This is a genomic window from Streptomyces sp. NPDC034086 (assembly GCF_055575515.1).
Genome location: NZ_JBVISM010000008.1, coordinates 268,631 through 281,745 on the forward strand (window position 1 = coordinate 268,631; position 13,115 = coordinate 281,745).

At 75.9% G+C, this 13,115-nt stretch carries 9 protein-coding genes; all 9 read right to left on the minus strand.

What is annotated here, in order from left to right; genetic code table 11:
- Positions 1-8 precede the first annotated feature (8 nt).
- The 9 genes from ACZ514_RS20540 to ACZ514_RS20580 all read right to left on the minus strand — a co-directional run bounded on the left by ACZ514_RS20540 (position 9) and on the right by ACZ514_RS20580 (position 13,114).
- Positions 9-1,334, minus strand: coding sequence for a VWA domain-containing protein (locus tag ACZ514_RS20540; RefSeq protein WP_469125317.1), 1,326 nt, complete (start codon positions 1,332-1,334; stop codon positions 9-11).
- Positions 1,335-1,372: 38 nt separating this feature from the next.
- Positions 1,373-2,950: a protein phosphatase 2C domain-containing protein gene (locus ACZ514_RS20545; RefSeq protein WP_469125318.1), complete on the minus strand. Its 1,578-nt coding sequence runs from the start codon at positions 2,948-2,950 to the stop codon at positions 1,373-1,375.
- Between the two features lie 3 nt (positions 2,951-2,953).
- A complete protein-coding gene (locus tag ACZ514_RS20550; protein WP_468174600.1) occupies positions 2,954-5,863 on the minus strand; it encodes a serine/threonine-protein kinase in 2,910 nt (969 codons plus the stop codon).
- Positions 5,860-7,119 carry a hypothetical protein gene (locus tag ACZ514_RS20555; RefSeq protein WP_469125333.1) on the minus strand — a complete coding sequence of 420 codons (1,260 nt, stop codon included), beginning with the start codon at positions 7,117-7,119 and terminating at the stop codon, positions 5,860-5,862. Before ACZ514_RS20555 ends, ACZ514_RS20550 begins: the two co-directional genes overlap by 4 nt.
- Before the next feature lie 116 nt (positions 7,120-7,235).
- Entirely contained in the window at positions 7,236-8,168 is a 933-nt protein-coding gene (locus tag ACZ514_RS20560; protein WP_468174741.1) for a glutamate ABC transporter substrate-binding protein, read from the minus strand.
- Positions 8,169-8,335: 167 nt separating this feature from the next.
- Positions 8,336-9,742, minus strand: a complete 1,407-nt coding sequence (locus tag ACZ514_RS20565) for a hypothetical protein (RefSeq protein ID WP_469125319.1) — start codon at positions 9,740-9,742, stop codon at positions 8,336-8,338.
- 188 nt (positions 9,743-9,930) lie between these two features.
- On the minus strand, positions 9,931-10,935 hold the full coding sequence (locus ACZ514_RS20570) for an N-acetylglucosamine kinase (RefSeq protein ID WP_468699746.1): 1,005 nt from the start codon (positions 10,933-10,935) through the stop codon (positions 9,931-9,933).
- 74 nt (positions 10,936-11,009) lie between these two features.
- Entirely contained in the window at positions 11,010-12,272 is a 1,263-nt protein-coding gene (locus ACZ514_RS20575; protein ID WP_469125320.1) for a 6-phospho-beta-glucosidase, read from the minus strand.
- A gap of 5 nt (positions 12,273-12,277) precedes the next feature.
- Positions 12,278-13,114, minus strand: a complete 837-nt coding sequence (locus tag ACZ514_RS20580) for a carbohydrate ABC transporter permease (protein ID WP_468174738.1) — start codon at positions 13,112-13,114, stop codon at positions 12,278-12,280.
- Between the last annotated feature and the right edge of the window lies 1 nt (position 13,115).

Below are 13,115 nucleotides of genomic sequence, written 5' to 3' on the forward strand. Positions count from 1 at the left end.
GCTTCTTCTCAGGTCTTCTTCACTCGGACGGTCTGCGTCGAACGCGTCTCAAGGGTCATCTCGTCGGCATCGGCGACCTTCGCCTTCAGCCGCACAGTACCCGCCACCGCGTCCACGACATCCACCACCTTCGCGAGCAGTTTCGCGGTGTCGGCGTTGCCGGAGGCGCTCGCCAGCTGCACGGCACGGCCGAGTTTCGCCGTCGCGTTGTCGACATCGCCCATTTTGCGGGCCTCCAGCCCCTGCTGGATGGCCTCCGCGAGCTCCGCCTGCCCCGTGTAGTGCGCCACCTGCGGGCTGATGGCCGTCGAAGCGGCCAGGTCGTCCGTCCACACCGCCCGGACCAGCCCCTGCGCGAGCGGCGGACGCGGCTCGCCGTCCGGCCCGGGCAGGACGAGCGAGGCACGGGCGGCCAGCATCTCCTGGCCCACGGAACCGCCGGGCACCCGGACGCACACGTGGTACTCGCGGGACTCGTCGCCCCAGGAGCCCGTCGGGTAGTCCCCGGCGCGCGGACCCGCCGCGGTGCGGCGGCCCGTCAGGTCCTGGACGGCGGGCGAGACCTGCTTGACGTACTGGACCTCCGCGCCGACCGGGGTCCACAGGCGCAGCGCGACGTCCGCGACCTCCTTGCCCATGACCTTCTCCATCATGCGCGTGAAGTCCTCGGCGAGACGGGCCGGATCCGCGACGATGTCGGCGGAGCCGAGCAGCGCGCTCGCGATGCCCGTCACCTCCTTCACCTCCCAGTCCGTGCCCACTCCGCGCGCGTCGCAGGTGAAGCGGCCGGCGCAGGCCTCGAGGGTGGCGCGCAGCACCGCCGGGTCCTCGTGCTCGTTGCGGCCGTCGGTGAGCAGGATGCCGTGCCGGATCGGGGCCGGGGTCCGGCGCAGCAGGCCGTCGGCGAGGCGCAGCCAGGTCCCGATGGCCGTGCCGCCGCCGGCGTGCAGGCCGCGCAGGGCCTCCTTGGCCTGGGCGCGGGTGGCCGGTCCGGCGGTGGCGAGGCCGCCCCGGCCCGGGTAGACCTCCTTGGCCTCGTGCGTGCCGGCGATCACGGCGAAGGCGGTGCCGTCGCGGAGGGTGTCGATCGCGGCGGCGGTGGCCTCGCGGGCGCCGCGCATCTTGTCGGGCGGGTACTCCATGGAGCCGGAGCAGTCCACCATGATCACGACGGCCGCGTCCTGGCCGGGCGCGTACGCGGCGGTGGCCGTGGCTCCGCCGCTGGAGGTGACCGTCACGATGGCGTGCACGTCGCGCCCGCCCGCGGGCAGGAACTCGTTCTGGTACACCTCCACGCTGAAGCGGGGGGCGCTCGGTTTGGCGAAGTTCGCCATCGGTTGGACTCCTCCTCCGGGCCGGCTGGGTCGGGCGGTCAGCCCTGGGGGCGGACCTGCGGTTCCGCTTCGGGTTCCGCTTCGGGCCGCGCGGGTGCTTCCGCATGTGCCTCCGGCAGCGCCGCGGGCGGCGCCTCCACCGGGTCGCCGAAGGGCACGACCGCGACCGTGATGTTGTCGTGGCCGCCCCCGTCCAGGGCGTGCCCGACCAGGACCCGCGCGCTGTGCAGCGGCCGCGCGGCGGCGTCCGCCGGCAGGAGCCGGGCCATCTCCCGCGCGGACTCGGCGTAGTTCCACAGGCCGTCGGTGCAGACGACCACCACGCCGGGGTGGTCCGGTCTGAAGCTGGCGGTGTGCGGTTCGAGGTCGTACGCGTCCGCCCCGAGCCAGCCGGTGATGGCGTGGGCCCGGACGTCGGCGTAGGCCTCGGCCTCTCCCATCAGGCCCGCCGCGACCATCTGGGCGGCCCAGGAGTCGTCCTCGGTGAGCCGGCGGGCGAGGGCGGCGCGGTCGTCCGGCACCCAGTAGGCGCGGCTGTCGCCGACCCAGCCGATGGTCAGCACACCGCCGCTGACGACGGCCCCGACGAGCGTGCAGGCGGGCGCGTTCTGCGCGCCGGGCGCCGGCGGGGCGAGGGCGGTCACCGCGGCGGCCGCCGCGAGGATCGCCCCGTGCATGGCCTCGACCGGGTTGGTGCCGCGCGGGAGGGCTTCGAGGAGCGCTTCGTTGGCGGCGCCGGCGGCGGCGGCCGACGCCTCGTCGGGGCGGCTGGCGGAGGAGACGCCGTCGCAGACGATGGCGACGGTGGCCGCGGAGCCGTCGGGCAGGGCCGTGGCCGACACGGCGAAGGAGTCCTCGTTGCGGTGGTGGCGCAGGCCGCGGTCGCTGACGGCGGCGACGCTGCAGAGCTCCTCCTCCAGGTGGTCCCGCTCCCGGGGCTGCGCGTGGCCGCAGTGCTCGCAGTACCCGTCGGTGTCCACCTGCCCGGCGCGGCAGGCGACGCAGGTCCGGCCCTCGCCCTGCGGGGTGCCGGACGGGGTCTCCCGCGCGGCGCCGCCGTACGGCTCCTCGGGCGCGGTGCCGGGCGGGTCGTGGCGGACACCGCCGCCGCCCGCGTACGGGTCTGCGTGCGCGGCGCCGCCGTACGGGTCTCCGTGCGGGCCGTCCTGAGCGGCGCCGCCGTACGGGGCTTCCCGCCCGCCGCCTCCGTACGGTTCCCCGGGCGCGGCGGAGGCCCAGGGGGCGTCCGGCCCGGTTTCCCCCTCCCATCCGGGCGCGGGCACCCCGTACCCGGCGGGGCCGGCGGGGCCCGGGACGGCGTGGTGCGCGGCTCCGGCCGGGACGGGGACCGGCGCGGCGGCACCGGGTGCGGCGGGGACGCCGGGGCCGGGCCGCTCCGGGGCCACGGCCGCCGGGGCTTCGGCGGGGCCGGACGCCGGGGGCTCGTACCCGGCCCGGTCCGCCGCGCCCCGGGCGGGGGTGACCGGGAGGGTCGGGGTGGGATCCGCAGCGGGGGGCGTGGCGGAAAGCGCGTATCCGCACACGCCGCAGAAACGGTCACCCTCCTCCAGGGGCTCCGCGCAGCTGGGGCAGCCCGACGGCCGATGCATCGACATCACTCACACCCACGTCCGGGGACGGAAACGGTTTGCCCGTTCCACCAGTTCGATCCGCTCCTCGCCCCGCTGCGCCAGCCGGGCGAGGACGCGGTAGGAGCGTTCCAGGCCGAAGCGCAGCCCCCGCTCGTCGAGTTGACTGCCGAGCAGCGAGGTCCGGCCGGGGTCGGCACCCCGGCTACCCGACAGTACCCAGTCCAGGGCGGAGCCCAGGACCTCCGTCGCCAGCCGCTCCTGCCGCTCCGGGTCCAGGCCGAACCGCCGCAACGCCTCGACCTGGTCGGAAGCCGCCGCGAGGTCGGCCAGCAGCTCCTCCTGCGGGGAGCGGTCGCGCAGGCGTGCCCGTACGGCCGCCACCCGTGCGGCGGTGTAGTGGATCGACGCCTCCGGTACGGATTCCAGGGTGCGCACCGCCGCCTCCCGGTCGCCGGCCGCCAGCTGGACCCGGGCCAGCCCGAAGGCCGCGCTCACGAACCCCGGGTCGGTGATCCACACGAGCCGGTAGTACTCGGCGGCGTTGTCCAGCTGCCCCAGGATCTCCGCGCACAGCCCGAGAGCCAGCTTCGGCGCGGGCTCGCCCGGGAAGGCGTCGTAGACGGCGTCGAAGGACAGGGCCGCCGTCCCGTCGTCCCCCGTGGCCAGGGAGGCTATGCCGCGCGCCCACACCACCCGCCAGTCGTCCGGGTACCGGGCCTCCAGCTCGGCCAGGGCGTCACCCGCGACGGCCAGTTCGCCCAGCTCGAGCCGGGCGCGCAGTTCCCGCAGGCGCAGTTCGACGGAGTCGGCCGGCGCCGCGCCGAGGGCGCCCAGCAGGTCGGCGGGGGCGGAGGCGAGCAGACCGGCGAGGAAGCCGGCGTTGGGGTCGGCGGGGTCCACCAGCGGCACCGGCAGGGCCAGGGCGGTGTCGCGGGCGTCGAGGGCCGCGAGCCCGGCGCCCGCCGGCGGCGGCGTACGCGGAGCCGGGGGCGGCGGGAGCGCGTGCGCGGGGGCCGCCGGCGCCTGCCGGGGCCCGGGCACGGCGGCCCCGGCGACGTGCGTGGCGGTGGTCCCGAGCGCGGGCAGCGCCGCGCCGCCTCCCGTGGGGGAGGCTCCGGCGTGCGCAGCGGGCACGGCGGCGGCCCCGGCCAGAAGGGCCCGGCCCGGCACACCGGCCGGAACGGACGCCGGACCGTGCGCGCCGCCCGGCCCGTGCAGCGCCGCCGGACCGTGCAGCGCCGCCGGACCCGCGCCCGTGCCCTGCCCGGGAACCGCCGCGGACACCGCGCCCGCCGGGAACACCGCCCCGGCCGCCCCGGCCGCACCCGCCGCCCCGGCCGCACCCGCAGCACCCGCCGCGGCCGCCCTTCCGGTGCGCCGGCCGAACAGCCCGCCCCGGCCGGGGGCCACGGACCGCACCCCCAGCCGGGACACCTCCGCCCCCGGCGCGTCCGCGTACAGCTGGGTGTCCGGAACCCGCAGTTCCGGCCCGAAGAGCGTCGACAGCTGCGGCCGCGGCCGGCCCGTCTGCAACGCGACCACCTCCCGCAGCACACCCGTCAGCTGGTCCGCCATCTCCTGCGCGGACGCGAACCGCCGCCCCGGATCCGGATCGGTCGCCCGTACCAGCAGCCGGTAGAAGGACTCGTACCGCTGGAACACCTCGATGTGCTCCGGATCCGGCAGCGAGTCCACGAACACGTTCGTGTAGCCCTGGAAGTCGAAGGTCAGCACCGCCAGGGTGCGCGCCACCGTGTACAGGTCCGAGGCCACCGAGGGGCCCAGCTCCGCCACCTCCGGCGCCTGGTAGCCCACCGTGCCGTAGATGGCCGACTCCTCGTCGTCCATCCGCCGGACCGCGCCCATGTCGATCAGCTTCAGCTGGTCCTGCTGCTGGATCGCGTTGTCGACCTTGAAGTCGCAGTACAGCAGGTTGCGGCTGTGCAGGTGCCCCAGGGCCTCCAGCGCCTCGATCCCGTACGCGCACGCCTGCTCGACCGGCAGCGGATCGCGCCGCCCGTCCGGCCGGCGCCGCTCGTTGGCGATCTCCTTCAGCGACTTGCCGCCCACGTACTCCATGACGATGTACCCGTCCAGCGAACCGGTCCGCTGGTCCAGGTGCTCCACGAAGTTGTAGATCCGCACGATGTTGGAGTGCTCGATCTCCGCGAGGAAGCGCCGCTCGGAGATCGCCGCCTCCATCGCGTCCTGGTCCCCGGTGTCGAGCAGGCCCTTGAGCACCACCCATCGGTCCGACACCGCCCGGTCCACCGCCAGGTAGACCCAGCCGAGCCCACCGTGCGCGAGGCAGCCCGCCACCTCGTACTGGCCGTGCACCACGTCACCGGCGCGCAGCTTCGGCACGAAGGAGTAGGGGTGCCCGCACTTGGTGCAGAAGCCCTCCGTGCGCCCCGGCCGGTCCCCGCGCGCCCGGCCCACCGGAGCCCCGCAGTCCGAGCGCGAGCAGAACCGCTTGCGCTCCGGCACCTCCGGGTTCTCCAGCACCGCCGCCGACGGATCCGGACGCGGCACCTCCGGCACGCTGACCAGCCCCGCGCCCAGCCGGCTGCGCCCCGACGAGGACGCGGCCGAGCCCGAACTGCGCACCGACACCGACCGGCTGGACGCGCTGCCGGCCAGCGCACGCGACAGCCGGCCCGACACCGAACGGCGCGAGGAGGAGGAGCGCGAGGACCGCGAGGAACGGGCCGAGGCCGAGGAACGGCCGGAACCGCGCGAACCCGCCGAGCCCCGGGAGTCGCCGTGCCGGGCGGCGCTCGTCATCCCCGTCGGCGGCGACACCAGCTCCTCCGCCCCCGCGGCGACCGCACCCACCGGCGCCAGCCCGCAGGTGTCGCAGTAGAGCCCGCCACCGCCCATGTCCTCGTACGCGCCCGGGCAGCCGGGGCGAAGGCAGGGCGTTCCGATCGGGGTCATGCCTCCTCCTCCCCCGGCCGCGCGGGCCGGTGTTCCTGCGGCGCCAGGGCCTCCGCCGTCGCCTGCTGGTAGCGCCGGACCGCCTGCTCCGCGGCCCGCAGGTCGCAGGGCGCGCTCCACAGCATCCGCCGGGCCGCGTCGTACCGCTCGGTCAGCAGCGGGTCCTCGGCCATGCCGTGCCGGGCCGCCTTCGCCTTGTACGCGTCGAGCCGCCCGCGCAGCTCGGCCCGCACCGCCAGGGGCGCCGTCACCGCCGTCAACGATTCACGGGCCCGCCGGAGTTCCTCCTCGGCCCGGTCCTCCAGCGCGTCCAGCAGCGGGGACAGCCGGTGCCACTGCGACCGCCGCCGGTACTCGGCCGCCGCCGCCAGCTGCTCCTGCAGGGCCGTCGGCGGGCCGCTGACCGCCGGAACCTCCGACGCCGCGATCTTCGCCAGCACCTCGCCGCGCGCCGTCCGCGCCTCCGCCAGGGTCCGGTCGGCACGCGACAGCAGGTCCCGTACCCCGATCAGCCGCTGCTCCGCGTCCTGCCGCACCGTCAGGACCGCCTCGACCTCGCGGCGTACGTCGTCCAGCGCGCGCGCCGCCCGGTCGTAGCGGGCGGTGTCCGGACGGCCCCCGCCCGGGGCGGAACTGCCCGCCGCCGGCACCCAGAAGGCCAGCGGGTCGGCGATCACCGCCTCCCGCAGCTGCGTCAGCTCGGCCGTGATCTCCTCCAGGTCGTCCCCCGAGGGGTGCTCGCCCGGCCGGACCCCCACCGAGTGCGCCAGCGAACGCGTCCGGTGCAGCTCGGCGGCGAGCAGGTCGATCCGCGCGGGCAGCGCCGACCACACCGCGTCGGCGGCGACCACCACGTCCAGGGCGGACGCGTACAGCTCGTTCATCCGGGCCACCAGCTCGGCCAGGGAGAAGCGCTCCGCCAGCGCCGCGCCCTCCACCCCGGCCCCGGCGATCGTCACCCCGGGCCCGCGCAGCCGCTCCGTCAGCTCGGCCAGGTCCTCCCGGCTCGGCCAGCGGCGCCGCTCCCGGATCTCCTGGGCGGCGGCCAGGGCCCCGCTGTAGGCGTCGAAGTACGTCCACAGCCGGGTCACCGACGCGTCGGCGGCGGCCCACCGCTCCTTGGTGACCCCGCTCAGCGCGGCCCCCTCCAGCAGTCGCCGCCCCGCGTGGTCCTGGAGCGCGAGCAGGGAGGTCTCGACGGCCTCGTGCTCCGCGCCCAGGCGGGCCAGCGCCCGGTCGACGTCGTCCCGGTCCATCACCGCCGGCCCCGCCCCCGGCAGGGGCGCACGGAGCCCGCTCGGATGGTGCCGGCCCGTACGGGGCCCGCTCGGGTAGGGCTCGCTCACGTACCGCTCCGAATCCGCCATGTTCCTCAGCCGTCCCGGTACTTGGGGGCCGGCGGCACGCCGGCCCCCGGAAGGACGTCCTCGAAGTGCTTCCGGTAGGAGGTGGCCCACGGACTCTGGTCACCGCCCGCCCGGAAGTTCTCCAGCACCTTGTTCACCCGGCGCACCAGGTCGGAGGCGCCCTTGTTCATCGCCACCCCGTAGAACTCGCGGGTGAAGGGCGCCCCGACCAGCTGGACCGACGGGTCCTGCGCCGCCTGCCCGGCGGCCAGCGCGTTGTCCGTGATGATCCCGTCCACCTCGCCCAGCTGGAGCCGCACCAGGCAGTCCAGCTGGTTCGGCACCGACACCCCGACCGACCCGAACGACTGGGACCTCAGGGCCGACTCCGCCGTGGAACCGGCCGCCGTGCAGATGCGGCGGCCCTTCAGCGAGGCGTCGTACCCGGTGATCGGCGAGCCCTTGGGGGCCAGCACCTGCTGGCCGGCCTCGAAATAGGCCGTCGAGAAGGCCACGTCCTCCAGGCGCTTGCAGTTGATCGTCATGGTCCGCACGACGATGTCGACCCGGCCCTCCTGGAGCGCCGGGACGCGCTGACTGGTCGGGATGGCCCGGTAGATGACCAGGTCCTCACTGCCCAGGATGTCCTTCGCTATCGCCTTCACCAGGTCGATGTCGAAACCGTCCAGGCGGCCGTCCGGATTGCGGTAGCCCCACTTGAAACTGTTCTGGTCCACGCCCGCCACGAGCTTGCCCGCCCTGCGGATCCGCTCGATCGCCGGGCCGTCCAGGCCCGACGGGCGCAGGCTGGCCTCCGGGTCCTGGCAGGTGTCGGCCGGCTGGTACGGGGCCGCGGCCACCGGAGCCGGCTCGCGGACCGCCGCGGGCCCGCCCGGCGGCGGGGACCCGGCCGGCGGCAGCAGCACTGCCGCCGCCGTCACCCCGCAGGCAGCGGCCATGGCACTGACCCCGCCCCAGCCGCGCAGCCGGCCCGCCGCGTGCCGCACCCGGGCCGCGCCGGACGGCCGCGGCACGGCGCCCTCCGCCTCCCGCGGCGTCCCGTCCGGCTCGTACGCCCCGTCCGGCTCGTTCGGCTCCGGCCGTGTCCCTCGTATCCGCATCGATCTCACCTGTACTCCGAAAGCCTGCGGCCGATGCCGAGGAGGGCCGCCGCCGCGCCGGCGACCGCCAGCGCCGCCGCGCCCGTCACCAGCCCGCTCAGCGCGCCGAGCCCGTCCCGGGCGGCCAGGGTGAACTGCTTCTGCTCATGGGCCACGGCCCGCTCCAGGGAGGCGTCCACCGTGTCGAAGGAGGCCCCGCTGCTGTCCTTGTGCCGCTCGTCCCCGATGACCCGCAGCAGCGCCTGCTCGTAGTCGCCCTTCATATCGGCGTCCCGGGCCGCCGCGTGCCGCTGCTTCCACTGCGCCACACCCGCGACGGCCTTCGAGACCGGCTCCCGGCCGCTCCCGTCGTCCGCCAGCCGCAGCGCCCGCGCCAGACCCGCGTCGAGCTGCTTCATGTTCTTCTCGTGATCCACGTCGTACTTGTCGGACTTCTTGTCCTCGGCCAGTACGGCGCCCCGCGCGATCAGCGTCAGGTTCTCGCTCGCCCGCGCCTGGAGCGAGGCGATCCGGGCGTCGTTGAGCACCTTCAGGGACTCCTGCCCGTCCGCCCTCGCCTCGCCCAGCCCGGCCCGCGCCACCGACTGCCCCACCGTCAGCCACAGCAGCGCCACCGCCGCCGCGGCCGTCGCCGCCAGCAAGCCGTGGTTGAAGACCCGGTTGGTCCGCCGGTAGGAGCGCCGCTGCGCCCACACCAGGGCGCCCAGCGCGAGCACGCCCGCGGCCGTCGCCGCCACCGGCCAGGACCGGGCCTCGTCGTAGTCCGTGTACAGCCGGCCCGTCTCCGCCTCGTACAGCCGCTGGGCCGCGGGCAGCAGCACCGTGCTCATCTGCTCGTTGGCGTGGCGCAGGTAGGCGCCGCCCAGCGGCAGGCCCTGCCGGTTCGTCGCCCGGGCCTGCTCGATCAGCCCGGTGTAACGGGGCAGCTGCTCGCCGAGCAGCGCTATCTCCTTGCGCGACTCCCCGCCCGCCCCGGTGTTGGCGGCCGCGCTCACCAGAAGCCGGGAGGCGTTCGCGATGTCCTTCTCGTAGCGCTGGCGGACCTCCCGGGGCTCCTGGGCACCCGCGAGGAAACCGCTGGAGGAGGCCGTGTCGGCATCGGCCAGGGAGCGGTAGATGCTCGCCGCGTCCGCGCTCAGCGGCTGGCTGCGGCCGACCACGTCCTCCGCGGCCGCGACCCGGCCGGAGACCTCCCACACCGTCACCGCGCCGAACAGGACGACCAGGGCGGCCACGACCGCACCGATGATCCGCAGCCGGCCCGGCTCGGTCGTCGCCGCGGCGCGCAGCCGCTCCACGCCCTCCGCCCAGGCGGTACCGCGCCCTTGCGGCGCGGGCGGTCTCCCGGCCGGTCCGGCGGGCGCCCCGGAGGTACCGCCCCCGGGCGCCGGCGCGCGTGTCGTGATGGCCACCGTGACCTCCCCCTCGGTCCCTCTGCTCCGCAGCAGTATGGCCGTACGGGCGCCCGGCCACAGCACCCGGTGCCCGATCTTGGACGATCCCCCCTCCCGGGCCGTCCCGGCCGTCGCCCCGCCTGCTCCTACCCCTGCGGATCCCCCCGTCACCCTGCACCGCCGATACCCGTCCCCGTCAATACGCCTCAGCGGCCCCCCGTGGTTCCTGCCACCTCGGTGCCCGGCGCGAGTTCACTCGAACGGGTAAGCAGCCTCGCCGCGGCCCCGGCCGGCGCGCCCAGGGCGTCCAGCCCCAGCAGGGCGGCCCCCAGCACCGGCGGGGCGGTGACCACCGACACCCGGGCCCGGGGCGCGCGGACGGCCAGCAACTCCTCGATGCGGCCGTTCAGCTGCGGGTGCCGGGCCGCGAGCACACCGCCGCCCAGCACCACCGGCACCTCCCGCTCCAGCAGCCCGAGCCGCTCCAGGGCCACCGAGGCCATCGCCACCACCTCGTCGGCCTGCCGCTCCACGAGCGCCGAGGCCACCGGATCCCCCGCCGCCGCCACCGCGAACAGCACCGGCACCAGCTCGTGCAGCCGTTCCCGGGCCAGCGCGCCCAGATGCGCCGCCTCGATCAGCGCGGCCATCGACGCCAGCCCGAAGTGCGCGGGCAGGGCCGTCGCCAGAGCCGTCGGCCCGCCCCGCCCGTCCTCGGCCCGCGCCGCCCACCACAGGGCCTCCTGCGCCAGGCCGCCCCCGCCGCCCCAGTCCCCGGAGATCTGCCCGAGGGCGGGGAAGCGGGCGGTGCGCCCGTCGGGCAGCATGCCCACGCAGTTGATGCCCGCCCCGCAGACCACGGCGACCCCGAACGGGGTTTCCACCCCCGCCCGCAGGATCGCGAAGGTGTCGTTGCGCACCTCCGTGGCCGCGCCCCAGCCGCGCGCCGCGACCGCCTCCGTGAGCCGGCGTTCCTCCACCGGCAGGTCCACGTTGGCCAGACAGGCCGAGACCCGGGCCGCACGCGGCACCCCGGGGAGCCCGGCGGCCGCGGCCGCCGCCGAGACGGCCTCCGCGAGCACGTCCACGGCCGCCTCCACACCGGTCCGGGGCGGCTGGAAGCCCCCGGCGCGTCCGGTGCCGAGGACCGTGCCGTCGGCGGCGACGAGCACGGCGTCGGTCTTGCTGTTGCCCGCGTCGATCGCGAGCACGGCCGGGGCGGGCCGGCCGGCCGGGGCGGGCGGGCCGGCCGGGGCGGGCGGGCCGGCCGGGGCGCCGGGGACGGCTACGCCCACGGCAGGTGCTCCTTGTTGTGCGCGAGCAGCCGGTCGGTCAGCCCCTCGGCCAGGTCGTACTGCCCGACGAGCGGATGCGCGAGGAGGGCCTTGAGGACCCGCTCGCGCCCGCCGCGCAGGGCGGCGTCCAGCGCCAGGTCCTCGTACGCGCCGACGTGCGCGACCAGCCCGGCGTACAGGGGGTCGAGCCGGGGCACGGGCAGCGGGACCGGCCCGTCGCCGCCGACCCGCGCCTGGACCTCGATCACCGCGTCGTCCGCGAGGAAGGGCAGCGTCCCGCCGTTGCGGGTGTTGACCACCTGGACGGACGGCCCGCCGCCGAGCAGGGCCGCCGCGAGGTCGACGGCCGCCTCCGAGTAGAAGGCACCGCCCCGCCGGGCCAGCAGCGCGGGCTTCTCGTCGAGCGCGGGGTCCGCGTACAGGGCGAGGAGTTCCCGCTCCATCGCGGCGACCTCGGCGGCCCGCGAGGGCTTCTCGCCGAGTTCCCGTACCACCTGGTCGTGGGCGTAGAAGTAGCGCAGGTAGTACGAGGGCACCACGCCGAGCCGGTCCAGCAGCGCCCGCGGCAGGCGCAGGTCGGCGGCGACGGCGTCCCCGTGCTCGGCCAGCAGGCGCGGCAGCGCGTCCGCACCGTCCGGGCCGCCGAGGCGCACCCCGAGTTCCCAGGTCAGGTGGTTGAGGCCGACGTGGTCGAGGTGGACCTCGGCGGGCGCCACGCCCAGCAGTCCGGCGAACTTCCGCTGGAAGCCGATGGCGACGTTGCACAGCCCGACCGCCTTGTGCCCGGCCCCGAGCAGGGCCCGGGTGACGATCCCGACCGGGTTGGTGAAGTCGATGATCCAGGCGTCCGGGGCGGCCCGGCGGACCCGCTCGGCGATGCCGAGGACCACCGGGACGGTCCGCAGGGCCTTGGCGAGCCCGCCCGCGCCGGTGGTCTCCTGGCCGACACAGCCGCATTCCAGGGGCCAGGTCTCGTCCTGGAGCCGGGCCGCCTGCCCGCCGACGCGCAGCTGGACCAGTACCGCGTCGGCGCCGGCCACGCCCGCGTCCAGGTCGGAGGTGGTGGTGACGCGCCCCGGATGGCCCTGGCGGGCGAAGATGCGCCGGGCGAGGCCGCCGACCAGCTCCAGCCGTTCGGCGGCGGGGTCGATCAGTGCGAGTTCGCCGACGGGCAGGGTGTCGCGCATCCGCGCGAAGCCGTCGACCAGTTCGGGCGTGTAGGTGGAACCGCCGCCCACCACTGCGAGTTTCATCGGGATCAGCCTTTCACGCCGGTCAGGGTGACTCCCTCGACGAACGCCTTCTGGGCGAAGAAGAAGAGGACGATCACCGGGGCCATGACGAGCGCCGTCGCCGCCATGGTGAGGTTCCAGTTGGTGTGGTGCGCTCCCTTGAAGGACTCCAGGCCGTAGCTGAGGGTCCAGGCGGCCGGGTTGTCGGAGGCGTAGATCTGGGGGCCGAAGTAGTCGTTCCAGGCGTAGAAGAACTGGAACAGCGCGACGGCCGCGATCCCCGGCCTGGCCATGGGCACCACGACGCGGAGCAGGACGCGGACCTCGCCGCAGCCGTCCAGGCGGGCCGCGTCCAGGTACTCGTCGGGGATGGTCAGCAGGAACTGGCGCAGCAGGAAGACGGCGAAGGCGTCGCTGAACGCCAGCGGCACGATCAGCGGCCACAGGGTGCCGGACAGGTCGAGCTGCTTCGCCCAGAAGAGGTACATGGGGATGACGACCGCCTGGGGCGGCAGCATCATCGCGGCGATCACCAGCAGCAGCGCGAACCGCCGGCCGCGGAAGCGGAACTTGGCGAGGGCGTAGGCGACGGGCAGCGAGGAGACCACGGTCAGCACGGTCCCGAGCCCCGCGTACAGCAGGGTGTTGCGCCACCAGGTCAGGAAGCCGGGGGTGTGCCAGACCTGCGCGTAGTTGCCCCACTCCCAGGTGCGCGGCCACAGCTCCCGGGTCAGGGCCTGCTGGTCGCCCATCACGGAGGTGAGGAGGAGGAAGACGAACGGGAGGACGAAGAACAGGGCGGCGGCGACGGCCAGGGCGTGCACCCCGACCCAGTGGAGCACGGCCTTGCGGTGGTGGCGCATC